Annotated in this window: 14 protein-coding genes; 7 read left to right on the top strand and 7 right to left on the bottom strand. The window is 69.7% G+C overall.

Translation table 11 applies throughout. The annotated features are described in order from the left end of the window. Positions 1-12: 12 nt before the first annotated feature. Positions 13-1467 (top strand): dihydrolipoamide acetyltransferase family protein, encoded by a 1455-nt coding sequence (locus AC1P0E_RS16550; protein WP_482742935.1) that lies wholly within the window; start codon positions 13-15, stop codon positions 1465-1467. Between the two features lie 87 nt (positions 1468-1554). Here AC1P0E_RS16550 and AC1P0E_RS16545 read toward each other — a convergent pair whose 3' ends face one another. Then, on the bottom strand, positions 1555-2499 hold the full coding sequence (locus AC1P0E_RS16545) for a D-alanyl-D-alanine carboxypeptidase family protein (protein WP_482742934.1): 945 nt from the start codon (positions 2497-2499) through the stop codon (positions 1555-1557). Between the two features lie 251 nt (positions 2500-2750). Between AC1P0E_RS16545 and AC1P0E_RS16540 the strand changes: the two genes are divergently transcribed. Further along, positions 2751-3425: a GntR family transcriptional regulator gene (locus AC1P0E_RS16540; RefSeq protein ID WP_482742933.1), complete on the top strand. Its 675-nt coding sequence runs from the start codon at positions 2751-2753 to the stop codon at positions 3423-3425. After that, on the top strand, positions 3422-4732 hold the full coding sequence (locus AC1P0E_RS16535; RefSeq protein WP_482742932.1) for an MFS transporter: 1311 nt from the start codon (positions 3422-3424) through the stop codon (positions 4730-4732). The genes AC1P0E_RS16540 and AC1P0E_RS16535 overlap by 4 nt, the downstream gene beginning before the upstream one ends. Before the next feature lie 19 nt (positions 4733-4751). Here AC1P0E_RS16535 and AC1P0E_RS16530 read toward each other — a convergent pair whose 3' ends face one another. Then, the gene (locus AC1P0E_RS16530; RefSeq protein ID WP_482742931.1) at positions 4752-5576 is read right to left on the bottom strand and encodes a maleylpyruvate isomerase family mycothiol-dependent enzyme; all 825 of its coding nucleotides are present in this window, start codon (positions 5574-5576) and stop codon (positions 4752-4754) included. A gap of 163 nt (positions 5577-5739) precedes the next feature. Here AC1P0E_RS16530 and AC1P0E_RS16525 point away from each other — a divergent pair, with 163 nt between their 5' ends. Next, positions 5740-6525 (top strand): carbon-nitrogen family hydrolase, encoded by a 786-nt coding sequence (locus AC1P0E_RS16525; protein WP_482742930.1) that lies wholly within the window; start codon positions 5740-5742, stop codon positions 6523-6525. Positions 6526-6544: 19 nt separating this feature from the next. Here the strand turns inward: AC1P0E_RS16525 and AC1P0E_RS16520 are convergent, their stop codons facing one another. Next, the gene (locus AC1P0E_RS16520; protein ID WP_482742929.1) at positions 6545-7039 is read right to left on the bottom strand and encodes an LURP-one-related/scramblase family protein; all 495 of its coding nucleotides are present in this window, start codon (positions 7037-7039) and stop codon (positions 6545-6547) included. A gap of 144 nt (positions 7040-7183) precedes the next feature. Between AC1P0E_RS16520 and AC1P0E_RS16515 the strand changes: the two genes are divergently transcribed. After that, positions 7184-8983, top strand: coding sequence for an NHL domain-containing thioredoxin family protein (locus tag AC1P0E_RS16515; RefSeq protein ID WP_482742928.1), 1800 nt, complete (start codon positions 7184-7186; stop codon positions 8981-8983). 260 nt (positions 8984-9243) lie between these two features. On the opposite strand, the gene AC1P0E_RS16510 is transcribed toward AC1P0E_RS16515, so the two are convergent. The 4 genes from AC1P0E_RS16510 to AC1P0E_RS16495 all read right to left on the bottom strand — a co-directional run bounded on the left by AC1P0E_RS16510 (position 9244) and on the right by AC1P0E_RS16495 (position 13534). Continuing rightward, on the bottom strand, positions 9244-9468 hold the full coding sequence (locus tag AC1P0E_RS16510; RefSeq protein ID WP_482742927.1) for a DUF6458 family protein: 225 nt from the start codon (positions 9466-9468) through the stop codon (positions 9244-9246). A gap of 91 nt (positions 9469-9559) precedes the next feature. After that, a complete protein-coding gene (locus AC1P0E_RS16505) occupies positions 9560-10855 on the bottom strand; it encodes a M18 family aminopeptidase (protein ID WP_482742926.1) in 1296 nt (431 codons plus the stop codon). 45 nt (positions 10856-10900) lie between these two features. Next, positions 10901-11614, bottom strand: coding sequence for a hypothetical protein (locus tag AC1P0E_RS16500; RefSeq protein ID WP_482742925.1), 714 nt, complete (start codon positions 11612-11614; stop codon positions 10901-10903). A 93-nt stretch (positions 11615-11707) separates the two neighbouring features. Further along, positions 11708-13534 (bottom strand): acyl-CoA dehydrogenase, encoded by a 1827-nt coding sequence (locus tag AC1P0E_RS16495; protein ID WP_482742924.1) that lies wholly within the window; start codon positions 13532-13534, stop codon positions 11708-11710. Positions 13535-13668: 134 nt separating this feature from the next. Here AC1P0E_RS16495 and AC1P0E_RS16490 point away from each other — a divergent pair, with 134 nt between their 5' ends. Both AC1P0E_RS16490 and AC1P0E_RS16485 read left to right on the top strand, forming a co-directional pair. Beyond that, entirely contained in the window at positions 13669-14133 is a 465-nt protein-coding gene (locus AC1P0E_RS16490; protein ID WP_215136681.1) for an SseB family protein, read from the top strand. Between the two features lie 141 nt (positions 14134-14274). Further along, positions 14275-14817, top strand: coding sequence for an LppU/SCO3897 family protein (locus tag AC1P0E_RS16485; protein WP_482742923.1), 543 nt, complete (start codon positions 14275-14277; stop codon positions 14815-14817).

The raw sequence follows: 14817 nt of genomic DNA, 5'->3' as shown, positions 1-14817 counted from the left end.
AGAGCCGTGACGATGACTGATATTGCGACTGCCCAGCGTTTCCGTGAGTTCAAGATGCCCGATGTGGGCGAGGGGCTCACGGAGGCCGAAATCCTCAAGTGGTACGTCCAGCCGGGCGACACGGTCACCGACGGCCAGGTGGTGTGCGAGGTCGAGACGGCGAAGGCCGCCGTCGAGCTGCCCATCCCGTACGACGGTGTGGTGCACGAGCTTCGCTTCGGCGAGGGCGTGACGGTCGATGTCGGCCAGGTGATCATTACGGTGGATGTGGCGCCGGGGACGGCCGAGGCGGCTCCCGCTCAGGCTCCGGTCGCGGAGCCGGAGCCGGAACTCGCGGCCGAGCCCGTGTCCGAGCCCACGCCCGCTCCGGAGGAGGCCAAGCCCGCGGCCCGCCAGCCGGTGCTCGTCGGCTACGGCGTGTCCGAAGCCTCGACCAAGCGCCGTGCCCGCAAGGGGACGGCGGCTCCGGCGGCCGCGCTGGCGGCGGTCCAGACCGAGCTCAACGGCCACGGGCCCGGCGCTGCCGCCGCCACGGCGGTGCCCGGATCCCGCCCGCTGGCCAAGCCTCCGGTGCGCAAGCTCGCCAAGGACCTGGGCATCGACCTGGCGACGATCATGCCGACCGGCCCCGACGGGATCATCACCCGCGAGGACGTCCACGCGGCGGCCGCCACTTCGGCGGCCCCGGAGCCGGTCGCGGTGGAGGCCGGGCCCGAGCCGGAGCCGGCGGCCGCGATCCCGGCGCCCGGCGCCACCGCCGAAGCGCCCCGGGAGATCCGTACCCCCATCAAGGGCGTACGGAAGGCGATCGCGTCGGCCATGGTGAACAGCGCGTTCACCGCGCCGCACGTCACGGAATTCATCACCTTCGACATCACGCGCACGATGAAGCTCGTCGAAGAGCTGAAGTCCGACAAGGACATGGCGGGCCTGCGCGTCAACCCGCTCCTCCTGATCGCCAAGGCGCTCCTGGTCGCGATCAAGCGCAACCCGGGTGTCAACGCGGCCTGGGACGAAGCGAACCAGGAGATCGTGCAGAAGGAGTACGTGAACCTGGGCATCGCGGCGGCCACGCCGCGTGGCCTGATCGTCCCGAACATCAAGGACGCCCAGGCCAAGACCCTGCCGGAACTGGCGGCGGCGCTGGGCGAGTTGGTGGCGACGGCCCGTGAGGGCAAGACGTCGCCGGCGGCGATGCAGGGCGGCACGGTGACCATCACCAACGTCGGCGTCTTCGGAGTCGACACCGGTACGCCGATCCTCAACCCGGGCGAGTCCGCGATCCTCGCGGTCGGCGCGATCAAGCTCCAGCCATGGGTGCACAAGGGCAAGGTGAAGCCCCGCCAGGTGACCACCCTGGCCCTGTCGTTCGACCACCGCCTGGTCGACGGAGAGCTGGGGTCCAGGGTCCTGGCGGACGTGGCGGCGATACTGGAACAGCCGAAGCGTCTGATTACGTGGGCTTAGGCAGAACCGGGCCTCGCCACACGAGTGCTCGCCACACGAGTGCCCCGTCGGGAATCCCGGCGGGGCACTCGTGCGTGACGTGTGTGATTAGTCCTGCTGTGCGCCCGCGGGCAGCGTGCGCAGCTTCATGGGCGACGACGTGGTGCTGGTGCCGAAGCCGTAGTTCAACATCTTGCCGGCGTCGTTGTAGCGCTCCGTGACGGTGCTGCTGTTCAGGGCGACGCCGATGAGGGTCTTCGTACCGCGGGTGGCGGCGAAGACCAGGCAGGGGCCGGCCGTCGAGCCGGTGCCGGTCTTGACGCCGATGGCGCCGCTGTAGGAGCCCAGCAGCTTGTTGGTGTTGTACCAGGTGTACGTGCGGGTGCCGCCGGTGCTCGTCGTCGCGGTGCTCTTGTACGACGGTGCCTTGACGACGGCGCGGAAGTTCGTGTTGTTCATGGCGTAGCGGGCGAGCTTCGCCAGGTCGCGCGGGGTCGTGTAGTTGCTGCCGGTCGTTGTGATGCCGTCGAAGGAGTCGAACTTGGTGTTCGTCAGGCCGAGCGAGCTCGCCTTCGCGTTCATCTTCGAGATGAAGTTCGACTTGCGTGCCGCGACGGTGGTGCCGGTGCCGAAGGCGTCGGCCAGGGCGTACGCCGCGTCGCAGCCGGAGGGCAGCATCGTCCCGTACAGCAGCTGACGGACAGTCACCTTGTCGCCGGTCTTCAGATCGGCGGTGCTCGCGCCCTGCGCGGTGACGTAGTCGCGGTAGACCTGCTTGACGGTCACCTTGCGGTTGAGGTCGAGGTTGGTCGTACTGAGCACCACGGCAGCCGTCATGATCTTCGTCGTGCTGGCCATCTGGCGCTTGGTGTCCGCGCCCTTGCTGTAGACCGTGGCACCGGTCGCGTTGTTCAGCATGAACGCGCCCTTGGCGGTGACGGAGGGCGCGGTGGCCGCCTGCGCGGGCGCGGCCAGGGGCGAGACGGTCAGCAGTGCGCCCGTGGTGACGAGTACCGCGGCGGCTCTGCGGACGGCCGGGAGGGTGGTTATCAAAGAACGCTCCGAAGTTCGCGAATGCGTTGAAAGCGGACCACGCCGGATCGAGGGCCCCGATAAGAGACTCACGATCGCCCCGCATGGATGTACGCGTCTGGGTGCGATTTTCGTCCCGTGTGCGACGCCACCGTCCCGAGCCGTTGGCGGGTTGCGGCAGGCCGGCCGCTCCCTGAGCGCCGCGTCGGCCGCCCGTTCCGGGACGCGGACGCGGGTTTCTGTTGCACCCCTGTTGTATCTATGCTGTGCGCATGTCCGCCGCGCCCCCGCTCCCCACCTCCGCCCCCGTCAAGCAGCCCCCCGCCGCCGAGCGCGTCTACGCCCACATCAAGAAGGGCGTACTCGACCGCCACTACGAAGGCGGCACCCTCCTCACCGAGGGCGACCTCGCCGACGCCGTCGGCGTGTCCAGGACGCCCGTGCGGGAAGCGCTGCTGCGGCTCGAGGTCGAGGGGCTCATCAAGCTGTATCCGAAGAAGGGCGCCCTCGTCCTGGCCGTCTCCGCCCAGGAGATCGCCGATGTCGTCGAAACCCGGCTGCTCGTCGAGGAGTTCGCCGTACGCCGCGCCGTACCCGCGTCCCCGGCCCTCATCGCCCGGCTCGAAGAGCTGCTGGAGGAGCAGAAGCAGCGCGCCCTCGAAGGCGACCTCGCCGAGGTGGCCGCCACCGACCGGTGCTTCCACGCCGAGATCGTCCGTAACGCCGGGAACCAGATCCTCTCCCGGCTGTACGACCAGCTCCGCGACCGCCAGCTGCGCATGGGCGTCACCATCATGGAGGCGCACCCCGACCGCATCGCCAAGAACATCACGGAGCACGCCGAGATGCTCGAAGCCATCAGGGCGGGCGACGCCGAAGGCGCCGCCCAGTGCGTACGCCGCCACGTCAGCCGGGTCAAGGTGCTGGTCCGGGGTGAGGACCGGTGAGGCGGTCCGCCGGTCCCGTCGCCACCCTGCCCGGTGACCCGCCCGGCGGCCGGCGCGCCGTCGCCGTCTGGGGCATCGGCGTCGCCGTCTACTTCGTCGCCGTCATCTTCCGTACGAGCCTGGGCGTGGCGGGGCTCGACGCCGCCGACCGGTTCGACGTCAACGCCTCCGCGCTTTCGACGTTCTCGATACTCCAGCTGCTCGTGTACGCCGGCATGCAGATACCCGTCGGCCTGCTGGTCGACCGGCTCGGGACGAAGAAAGTCCTGACCCTGGGCGTCGTGCTCTTCACCCTCGGGCAGACCGCCTTCGCCTTCTCCCCCTCGTACGGCATGGCCCTCGCCGCCCGCGCCCTCCTCGGCTGCGGCGACGCGATGACGTTCATCGCAGTACTGCGGCTGGGTGCGCGCTGGTTCCCGGCCCGCCGAGGACCGCTCATCGCGCAGCTCGCGGGGCTGTGCGGGATGGCGGGCAACCTCGTCTCCACGCTCGTCATCGCGCGCATGCTGAGCGGCCTCGGCTGGACCGCCACCTTCGCGGGCAGCTCGCTCGCCGGGGTGATCGTGCTCGTACTGCTGCTGCTGTTCCTGAAGGACCATCCGGAGGGGCACGAGCCCGCGCCCGCCGAACACGCGGGTGCGGCGTACGTCCGCAAGCAGATCGCCGCCGCGTGGCGCGAGCCCGGCACGCGGCTCGGGATGTGGGTGCACTTCACGACGCAGTTCCCGGCGATGGTGTTCCTGCTGCTGTGGGGGATGCCGTTCCTGGTCGAGGCGCAGGGGCTCTCACGGGGGACGGCCGGCGAGCTGCTGACGCTCGTCGTGCTGTCCAACATGGCTCTGGGGCTCGTGTACGGGCAGGTCGTCGCACGCCACGGCGCCGCCCGCGCGCCGCTCGCCCTGGGCACCGTCGGGGCCACCGCCCTGCTGTGGGCGGCGACCATCGCGTACCCGGGCGATCACGCCCCCATGTGGCTGCTGGTGGTGCTGTGCGCGGTGCTCGGCGGCTGCGGGCCGGCCTCGATGATCGGCTTCGACTTCGCCAGGCCCGCCAACCCGCCGGAGCGCCAGGGAACGGCGTCCGGCATCGTCAACATGGGCGGCTTCGTCGCCTCGATGACGACGCTGCTCGCCGTGGGCGTGCTGCTCGACGCGACCGGCGACAACTACCGGATCGCGTTCGCCTCGGTCTTCGTGCTGGAGGCGCTGGGGGTCGTGCAGATCCTGCGCCTGCGCAAGCGGACCGCCCGCCGGGAGCGGGACCGCCTGGTCGCCAGCCGGGTGGAGGCGGTGCACGTCCCGGTCTGAGACGGCCGGCCGGGGCCGGCTACGGCGTGACCGCGAAGTTGCGCAGGATCGCGTCCGCCAGCGCCTGGTCGCCCTCGGCCTTCACATGGTCGGCGACCGCCTCGTAGCGGACCCGGCCGCAGGCCAGGCGTACGTACGTCTCCCAGTCCAGGGTGATCGTCGCGAGCGGGCCGAGCGACGGCGTGCCGTCGACCGTGCCGCGGCCGTCCGCGTCCACGCGCACCGTGCGCATGAACTCGACCGGGCCGTGTACGTCGAAGACGACGGCGGAGTTGGCGGGCGCGCCCGCGTGCTTGGCGACGACCTTCGGCAGGCCTTGGACCAGCATGTCGCGGGCGACGATCGCGCCGGGCGAGTCGAGGTTGCCGGGCCGGCCGAACGTCGTACGCAGGTCCTGCTCGTGCACCCAGGTGTCGAACGCCCGCGTCCGCAGCGCCAGTTCCAGGGTCTGCTCGGCGCCGAGCGGGGCGCGGACCATGGTGTCGGGGGAGCGGGTCTCGTTGCGCAGCTGGCGGGAGCGGCGGATGATCGTGTACTCGAGCTCCGAGGTCATCTCCGGCGCGGTGTGGTGGCGTCGTACGTCGACCTGCATCTCCATGTACCGGGCGAACTCGGAGGTCACGTGGTACAGATCGCGTGGCAGCGAGTGGATGGGGCGCGGGTCGCCGAGCATCTCGCACTCCATGCCGATGAGGTGCGAGACGATGTCGCGAACCGACCAGCCTGGGCACGGCGTACGACGGTTCCACTCCCCTTCGACGAGCGGTGTCACCAGCTCGGATATCGCTTCGATGGAGTGGGTCCAGGCTTCGGCGTATGTCTGGAGGCTGGGATGGACGGTCACGGGACCCCTCGTGCGGTTCAGTGGCGGTGGCGCGGGCGCGGGCTGGGCGACGGGCTTGGCTGGCTCGCACGCTAAGTTACGCTGCCCCGTGGCACCCTGGCAGTGCTTTGGTGTGACGATCGTAGGCCCGTGTTGACGGCTCGAATGCCAGGACGGTGGTAGTGTGCGCGCCTCCCTCATCCAGATCGCAGTAGACCCGGACGAATCAGTCAATTCCCGTAGGCAGCGCGTCGCTTCTCTTGTGCGCGAGCAGCGCGGACGGCACGGCGCCGATCTCGTGGTCCTTCCCGAACTGTGGCCGACCGGGGCCTTCGCGTACGAGTCCTTCGTCGAGGAGGCGGAGCCGCTCGAGGGTCCGACGTACGAGGCGATGTCGAAGGCGGCGAGCGACGCGGGCGTCTGGCTGCACGCCGGCTCGATCGTCGAGCGAGACCCGGAGGGCCCGCTCTACAACACCTCCCTCGTCTTCGCCCCCGACGGCGAGCTCGTCCGTACGTACCGGAAGATCCACCGCTTCGGCTTCGACAAGGGCGAGGCCGTGATGATGGGCGCGGGCGAGGAGCTCGTGACGGTGTCGGCCGCGGGTCTGACCTTCGGCCTCGGCACCTGTTACGACCTGCGCTTCCCCGAGCTCTTCCGCGGCCTGGTCGATGCGGGTGCGCAGGCCTTCGTCGTCCCGGCCGGCTGGCCCGCCAGGCGCCGCGAACACTGGACGCTGCTGGCCCGCGCCCGCGCGGTCGAGAACCAGGCGTACGTCCTGGCCTGCGGCACGGCGGGTACACACGCGGGGGTGGAGCAGGCCGGGCACAGCCTTGTCGTGGACCCGTGGGGCGAGGTGCTGGCCGAGGCGGGCACGGCGGAGGAGGTCCTGGTGGTGGACCTGGACCCGTCGAAGGTGGCGTCGACGAGGGAGCAGTTCCCCGCCCTGAAGGACCGCCGGCTGCGCTAGCGGTGGTCGGCGTCGTGACTCACCCGTCCCCGCGCTCCTTCTCCGCCATCCGGATCACGCACACCGCGACCGCGATCAGCAGCGCCGCGTCGGCGTCGTCCCGTACGACATCGACCGCGTACGTGTCCCGCATCCGGAACCACTTCCGCGAGATGTGGGCCAGCAGCTCACCGTCGTGCTCGACCGAGAACTCCCGGTCGAGCACGCGGCCGGTGACATCCAGCTCGGTCCCTTCGTGGAGAGCGACCCGGTAGTGGTTGCGCAGCAGCGACAGGCGTTTCTTGCGTACGGTCGCGAGCGTCTGCTCGTCCCGCTCGATGGTCATCGCGTCCCGGATGCTGAACATCTTCGCGCGCAGCGTGATCAGGACCCGGCCGGCCGGGTCTTTGATCTCCAGTGTGTCGCGAAGCCGCAGCGCCTTGCCGTCGACGAGGAAGGCGTGGCGTCCGCTCTCGTCTTCGATCCAGTAGTCGTCGCCGATGGCGAAGATTTTGTCGCGTACGAGGTATTTCATGCGGTGAGGCCTACCCCGCGGCGGCGACCTCGCACCAGACGTACTGGCCGACGCCCACCGCGCTCGCCGCCCTCGCGCGTGGCCTGCGGGCCGGTGGTCGGCTCGGTCAGGGCTGGGGTTTCAGGGGATGGCACCCTTGGTTCCATGAATGCCGCTTCCCCCGCACCGCGCCGTGCCCGTGTCCGTGCCCCCGAGCTTGTGGGGAAGGGTGGATGGATCAATACGGGCGGCGAGGAACTGAGCCTTGCGGACCTTCGAGGGCGCGTCGTAATTCTCGATTTTTGGACATTTTGTTGCGTCAACTGCCTGCATGTCCTGGATGAGCTGCGGGAGCTGGAGGAGAAGCACCGGGACACGGTGGTGATCATCGGGGTTCACTCGCCGAAGTTCGTGCACGAGGCCGAGCATCAGGCCGTCGTCGACGCCGTCGAGCGGTACGGCGTGCGTCACCCGGTTCTCGACGACCCCGAGCTCGCGACGTGGAAGCAGTACGCCGTGCGGGCCTGGCCGACGCTCGTCGTCATCGACCCGGAGGGGTACGTCGTCGCTCAGCACGCCGGCGAGGGGCACGCGCACGCCATCGAGACGCTCGTCGAGGAGCTGGAAGCGACCCACGGGGCGCGCGGGACGCTGCGGCGCGGGGACGGGCCGTACGTCGCTCCCGAGCCGGTCGCGACCGACCTGCGTTTCCCGGGCAAGGCGCTGCTGCTGCCCGGCACGGGGAATTTCCTGGTTTCCGACACCACTCGGCATCAGCTCGTCGAGCTGGAGGCCGATGGGGAGACCGTCGTACGGCGCGTCGGCGGGGACGGCGTGTTCAAGGAGCCGCAGGGGCTCGCGCTGCTGCCGGACGGGCGGGTTGTCGTGGCCGACACCGTCAATCATCAGTTGCGTACGTACGACCCGGCCAGCGGCGCGATCGAGACCGTCGCCGGGACCGGGAAGCAGTGGTGGCAGGGGTCCCCGGCCTTCGGGCCCGCCCGTGAGGTCGATCTGTCCTCGCCGTGGGACGTGGCGTGGTGGCAGGGCAAGGTTTGGGTTGCCATGGCCGGCGTACATCAGCTGTGGACGTACGACCCCGAGGCGGGGACCGTGCAGATGGCGGCCGGGACGACCAATGAGGGGCTGGTGGACGGGCCCGCCGCCGAGGCGTGGTTCGCGCAGCCTTCGGGGCTCGCGGTCTCGGCGGACGGCGAGCGGCTGTGGGTCGCAGACTCCGAGACGAGCGCGCTGCGGTACGTCGACCGTGAGCTGGTGGTGCACACCGCCGTCGGGACCGGGCTCTTCGACTTCGGGCACCGGGACGGCGCCGCCGGGCAGGCGCTGCTCCAGCATCCGCTCGGGGTGACGGCGCTGCCCGACGGGTCGGTCGCGGTCAGCGACACGTACAACCACGCGCTGCGGCGTTACGACCCGGTGAGCGGTGAAGTGACCACTCTGGCGACGGATCTGAGGGAGCCGAGCGACGCCGTGCTCGTGGGTGACGACATCGTCGTCGTCGAGTCCGCCCGGCACCGGCTGACCCGGCTGCGGCTGCCGGACGAGGCGGTACGGGTGGACGCCGTCGCGCACCGGACGCAGCGTGCGGCGACCGAAGTGGCACCGGGCAGACTCCAGTTGGATGTCGTGTTTCAGGCGCCGGGCGGGCAGAAGCTGGACACGCGGTACGGGCCTTCGACTCGGCTGCTCGTGTCCTCGACGCCGCCGGAGCTGCTGAGCGGTGGGGAGGGGGCGGGGACGGATCTGAGCCGGGAGCTGGTGCTGAACGGGGAGGTCGGCGAGGGGGTGCTGCATGTTTCGGCGATGGCCGCGTCTTGCGACGACGATCCGGCCAATGAGTACCCGGCGTGCCATGTGCATCAGCAGGACTGGGGCGTGCCCGTGCGGGTGAGCGGGGAGGGGGTGCGGCGGCTGCCGCTCGTGCTGGCGGGCATGGACGGCTGAGGGCGTCGCGCCACTGCTCGGCGCGGGCGTTTCGGGGTCGGTCCCGCACGGGGGCGTTGGGGTCGGTGCCGCGCCGGGGCGTCTCCTCGGGCGTCGAACGTTCGGGTACGTCGGTTTTCGTTGGGGTGGTTGCGTTCAACGCCCTGCGGGGAGCGCCCCGGCACGTCCCCTCCTGGCACCGTGCATGCGAGACCGGTGTGAGGCGGGGCCCCGCGGGGAGCGCCCCGCCACCGTCGTGTGAGGGGCGGCCCGTGGGCCGGTCAGGGGTTGTGGTGGTGGTGCTGGTCGTCGGAGACGACTGTGGTGGGTGGCACCACCATGCGACGGCGCCTGGCGACGCTGGCGTAGACCGCTACCCCGATGATCCCGACGAGCATCATGATCACACCGACCAGGTCGAGGTTGACGCTCTCCATCTCCCAGTCCGTGGCGAAGGCGAGTATCGCTCCGCCCGCGATGAGGAGTATGAATCCTCCCAGTCCCATGAGTTCCGCCTCCCTGTTGGCCCGGCTGTTCCGGACCGGTGTACGTCCTTCGCGTACCCGGCCCTTCAACCGCCATGCGTGAAGGTGGAGTTCAGCCTTGCAGGAACGCCGTCATCGCGTTCGCCAGCAGGTACGGGTCGTCCGCTCCGCACAGCTCACGCGCACTGTGCATGGACAGGATCGCTACGCCGATGTCGACGGTCTGGATGCCGTGCCGGGCCGAGGTGATCGGGCCGATCGTCGTGCCGCACGGCATCGAGTTGTTCGACACGAAGACCTGCCACGGCACACCCGCCCTCTCGCAGGCCGCCGCGAACACCGCCTGGCCGCTGCCGTCCGTCGCGTACCGCATGTTGACGTTGACCTTCAGGATCGGTCCGCCGTTGGCGCGCGGGTGGTGCGTCGGGTCGTGGCGTTCGGAGTAATTGGGGTGCACGGCGTGGCCGGTGTCGGACGACAGGCAGATCGTGCCGGCGAAGGCGCGCGCCTTGTCGTCGTAACTTCCGCCGCGTGCGAAGACCGAACGTTCCAGGACGTTGCCGAGGAGGGGGCCGTCGGCGCCCGTGTCCGACTGCGAACCGTTCTCTTCGTGGTCGAAGGCGGCGAGCACCGGAATGTACGGGATCGGTCCGTTCGCGGTGGCTGCTGCTGACAGGGCCGCGACTCCCGCGTGCACGGAGATCAGGTTGTCCATGCGCGGGCCTGCCACCAGCTCGCGGTCGCGGCCGAGGTAGGAGGGCCGCTCGATGCTGTGGGCCATCAGGTCCCAGCCGGCGACGTCGCCCTCGGCGAGGCCCTCTTCCTCCTCCAGGAAGCGGATCAGGTCACCTTCGTGGACATCGCCCAGGCCCCAGATGGGCTGCATGTGGCGCTGCTTGTCGAGCTTGAGGCCCTCGGTGTTCACCGACCGGTCCAGGTGCACGGCCAGCTGCGGTACGCGCAGCAGCGCCCGGTCGATGTTGACCAGGCGGTACGAGCCGTCGCGCAGCGTCAGCCGGCCCGCGATGCCCAGGTCGCGGTCGAGCCAGGTGTTGAGGAGCGTCCCGCCGTAGATCTCGACGGCGATCTGGCGCCAGCCTTCGGCGCCCATGTCGGGCAGCGGCTTCACATGCAGGTGCGGGGAGTCGGTGTGCCCGCCGACGATCCGGAACGGAGTGCTCGCCTCCGCGCCCTCCGGGACGTACCAGGCGATGATCGCCCCACCGCGCAGCACGTACTTGCCGCCGCTCGTCGCATCCCAGGCATCGGTCTCCGCGACCTGCCGGAACCCGGCCTTGTCCAGTCGCTCGGCGGCGTTGGCCACCGCGTGGTACGGCGTCGGACTGGCCGCGAGGAAGGTCATCAGGTCGTCGGTGTGGCCGCGATCGAAGCGGAGGGGTGCGCTCATGGGGTTCACCATAACGAGGGTCAACTACGGGTCGCGCCGGTCGGTTCAGAGCCCCGGAGGGCGCTCGAAACGGCGCTGTATCGTCCGGCGTTCACCGCGGCGCACCTGCGGCAGCATCTGCGGGGCGCCGGGCGGCCGCTGCTGCTGCCGGCGGCGGCCCACGCAGAACAGGCAGCCCTCGCCGGGCGGCGCGGTCGGGTCGATGGGGGAGCCGGGATGCTCCGCGCAGCCCGACGCGTTGCGCGGCCGGGAGAGCTCGCGGGCCACGATGAAGGCGCGGTGCAGGGTGTCCGCGAGCTCCACGAACTCCTCGCCGGGGGAGGAGACCGTGACCGCGAACGCGCGGTCGTTGACCCGCTGGACGTACCCCTTGAGTACGTCCAGGGTGTACGGCGGGTCCGGCACGGGGTAGCCGAGGCGGCGCTGCTCGGCCGGGGCGGGGACGCTGCGCTCGCCGCGGCGGCGGCGGTCGTTGCAGAGCAGACAGCGGCCCCAGCCGGTGGGCGCCTCGGGGTCGATCGCGCCGTTGGGGTGCAGGTGGCAGCCGGTGTAGCTCTTGACGGGGGCGAGGTCGGCGGCCGTCTTGAAGGCCACGTACAGGGTGTCGGCGATCGGTTCGTACTCCAGCGGGTGTGAGCCGTCGTACAGGTCGCCGATCTGGTCACCCACAGAGCCGAGCTTTCCGCGCAGCTCACTGAGCGCGTACGGTCGGCCGGCCGGGACGGAATAGCCACCCCTGCGGGGTTCCATGGAACTCATGCCGTCAAGAGTCGCACGGGCCACTGACAGCGGGCACTGACAACGGGCCGGGCACAAAGTGCCCGGCCCGTCACCAGAGGGTTTCGCAGTGGACTAGAAGGCCGCTTCGTCCAGCTCCATCAGGGACTGGTCCACGGACTCGGCCAGGGCGCGCTCGACACCGACGCCCGGCAGGACGTTCGCGGCGAAGAACTTCGCCGCCGCGATCTTGCCCGTGTAGAAGGGCACGTCCTTCGGGGACGCGGTAGGCAGCTTCTCGGCCGCCACGGCCGCGCCCTTGAGCAGCAGGTAGCCGACGACGACGTCACCGGAGGCCATCAGCAGGCGGGTGGTGTTGAGGCCGACCTTGTAGATGGACTTGACGTCCTGCTCGGTGGCCGCGAGGTCGGTCAGCATCGCGCCGACGATCGCCTCCAGATCCACGGCCGCCTTGGCGAGCGTGTCGCGGGCCCCGGCCAGCTCCTCGCCGCCGGTGCCGACCGCGAGGAACTTCTTGATGTCCTCGGCCAGCGAGTTCAGTGCGGCGCCCTGGTTGCGGACGATCTTCCGGAAGAAGAAGTCCTGGCCCTGGATCGCGGTCGTGCCCTCGTAGAGGGTGTCGATCTTCGCGTCGCGGATGTACTGCTCGATCGGGTACTCCTGGAGGTACCCGGAGCCGCCGAACGTCTGGAGCGACTGCGCCAGCTGCTCGTACGACTTCTCGGAGCCGTAGCCCTTGACGATCGGCAGGAGGAGGTCGTTCATGGCGACGAGCGCCTTGGTGTCCTCACCCGCGGCCTCCTTCGCCGCGATCTCGTCCTGGACGGACGCGGTGTGCAGGACCAGGGCGCGCATGCCCTCGGCGTACGCCTTCTGCGTCATGAGCGAGCGACGTACGTCGGGGTGGTGCGTGATGGTGACCTTGGGCGCGGTCTTGTCCATGAAGTTGGCGAGGTCCGGGCCCTGGACGCGCTCCTTGGCGTACTCGAGGGCGTTGAGGTAGCCCGTCGAGAGCGTCGCGATCGCCTTCGTGCCGACCATCATCCGGGCGAACTCGATGATCATGAACATCTGGCGGATGCCGTCGTGCTTGTCACCGATCAGCCAGCCCTTGGCGGGGTGCTGGTCGCCGAAGGTCATCTCGCACGTGTTGGACGCCTTGAGGCCCATCTTGTGCTCGACGTTCGTGGCGTACGCGCCGTTGCGGGCGCTCAGCTCGCCGGTCTCCCAGTCGAACTCGTACTTCGGGACGAGGAAGAGGGACAGGCCCTTGGTGCCCGGTCCGGCGCCCTCGGGGCGCGCCAGCACGTAGTGAAGGATGTTCTCCGACATGTCGTGCTCGCCGGACGTGATGAAGCGCTTCACGCCCTCGATGTGCCAGGAGCCGTCCTCCTGCTTGATCGCCTTCGTGCGGCCGGCGCCGACGTCCGAACCGGCGTCCGGCTCGGTCAGGACCATCGTCGAGCCCCACTGCTTGTCGACGGCGATCTTCGCGATCTTCTTCTGCGCGTCGTTGCCCTCCTCGAAGAGCACACCGGCGAAGGCCGGGCCCGAGGAGTACATCCAGACGGCGGGGTTGGCGCCGAGCAGCAGCTCCGCGTACGCCCAGATCAGCGAGCGGGGGGAAGTGGTGCCGCCGATCTCCTCGGGGAGGCCGAGGCGCCAGTACTCGCTGTCCATGAAGGCCTGGTAGCTCTTCTTGAAGGACGCCGGTACGGGCGCGGTGTTGGTGGCCGGGTCGAAGACCGGCGGGTTGCGGTCGGCGTCCTCGAAGGATGCGGCGAGGTCGTTCTCCGCGAGGCGGGCGATCTCGTCGAGGATGCTCTTGGCGGTCTCGACGTCCATCTCCGCGAACGGGCCGGTGCCGTACAGCTTGTCGCGGCCGAGTACCTCGAAGAGGTTGAACTCGATGTCGCGGAGGTTCGACTTGTAGTGACCCATGGCAACGGCTCCGTTAAGGATCGGGAGGCAGGTTCCTCGTACATCTACTACTACTCAGTAGCTACGATGATGCTACCCGTCGGTAATAAGGTGCAACCCCTTCCGGAGGTTTGTGACTCAGTAGGCTTGCGCGCATGTACGGCTACGACCAGAACCAGGGTGGACAGCAGCAGCAGTACGCGCCGCCGCAGCCTCCGCCCCAGGGCGGCTACGGGGAGCAGCCGCTCTACCCGGAGCCGTCGCCGCCTTCGCTCGCCGACGGGGTGCGCGCCTTCACCACCGGAACGCTGTCCGTCGAGGACTTCCAGCAGATCTTCGCCACGTCGAAGGTCTACTGCCCGCGCGGCGACAACCCGGGATTCCTCGCGCTGCACAACACCCAGCAGCCGGTGATCCCGATGTTCACCTCGCTCAAGGAGCTGCGTAAGTACGCGGGCAAGGAGTCCAAGTACTTCGTGATCACCGGAGCGGAGGTGATCGACCTGCTGCCGACCGGGTACGGCTTCGTCCTCGACATGGAGGGCGAGCACCGGATGGTCTTCGACGCGAAGGCGGTGGAGCAGATGGTCGACTTCGCGATGCGGCGGATGTACGGCTAGACGCCATTGCCGCGCAGACGGCTGAGCGGGCGTTCGCCGCTCCTGCGGTCGGCGTTCGGGGCCACCCCGATGGGGGAGTGCCGGTGTGATGTCATAGCGTGCTCACGCCAAGCACTCGCGACGTCACGGGGGAAATTCCGCATGACCTATCCGCCGCAGCAGGGCCCCGGCCCGTACGGTCAGCCCTACCCGCAGGGGCAGCAGCCCCCGCAGCAGGGCTATCCGCCCCAGCCGGGCTACGGCTACCCGCAGCAGCAGCAGCAGCAGCAGCAGCCGTACCCGCAGCAGCAGCCGTACCCGCCCCAGCAGCAGTGGAACGCGCCGCCCGCGCCGGCTCCGCCGTCCCGGGGCGGCGGCCTGGGCTTCAAGAAGATCTTCCAGATCGTGGCCGGTGTGATCGTCGCGATCATGTGCGTGGTCGGCTACTTCGCGAGCCAGAACGACGCCGACCACGCAGAGGCCGGCGACTGCCTCAAGAACAACGGCACCCAGCTGAGCCCCGACCTCCAGGTGGTGGAGTGCGGGGGCGCCGACGCCAAGTACAAGGTCGTCGAGGTGATACCCGACACGCTGGAGACCTCGAAGTGCGAGGGCAAGTCGGACATCGGCTACGAGGAGCAGCAGACCGGCCGGCGCAGCTCGGGCAAGCAGTTCGTGCTCTGCATCGACGAGATCAACAAGTAG

The organism is Streptomyces sp. TRD_SC_5 (assembly GCF_056836825.1).
Note: the sequence above shows the minus strand (reverse complement) of the source record. Positions and strands in the feature narration are given on the sequence as shown.

Excerpts from the sequence above, each read along its gene's own strand:
- AC1P0E_RS16550 (WP_482742935.1), top strand. The coding sequence starts at position 13 with ATGACTGATATTGCGACTGCCCAGCGTTTCCGTGAGTTCAAGATGCCC.
- AC1P0E_RS16540 (WP_482742933.1), top strand. The coding sequence starts at position 2,751 with ATGTCCGCCGCGCCCCCGCTCCCCACCTCCGCCCCCGTCAAGCAGCCC.
- AC1P0E_RS16520 (WP_482742929.1), bottom strand. The coding sequence starts at position 7,039 with ATGAAATACCTCGTACGCGACAAAATCTTCGCCATCGGCGACGACTAC.
- AC1P0E_RS16515 (WP_482742928.1), top strand. The coding sequence starts at position 7,184 with ATGAATGCCGCTTCCCCCGCACCGCGCCGTGCCCGTGTCCGTGCCCCC.
- AC1P0E_RS16510 (WP_482742927.1), bottom strand. The coding sequence starts at position 9,468 with ATGGGACTGGGAGGATTCATACTCCTCATCGCGGGCGGAGCGATACTC.
- AC1P0E_RS16505 (WP_482742926.1), bottom strand. The coding sequence starts at position 10,855 with ATGAGCGCACCCCTCCGCTTCGATCGCGGCCACACCGACGACCTGATG.
- AC1P0E_RS16500 (WP_482742925.1), bottom strand. The coding sequence starts at position 11,614 with ATGAGTTCCATGGAACCCCGCAGGGGTGGCTATTCCGTCCCGGCCGGC.
- AC1P0E_RS16495 (WP_482742924.1), bottom strand. The coding sequence starts at position 13,534 with ATGGGTCACTACAAGTCGAACCTCCGCGACATCGAGTTCAACCTCTTC.
- AC1P0E_RS16490 (WP_215136681.1), top strand. The coding sequence starts at position 13,669 with ATGTACGGCTACGACCAGAACCAGGGTGGACAGCAGCAGCAGTACGCG.
- AC1P0E_RS16485 (WP_482742923.1), top strand. The coding sequence starts at position 14,275 with ATGACCTATCCGCCGCAGCAGGGCCCCGGCCCGTACGGTCAGCCCTAC.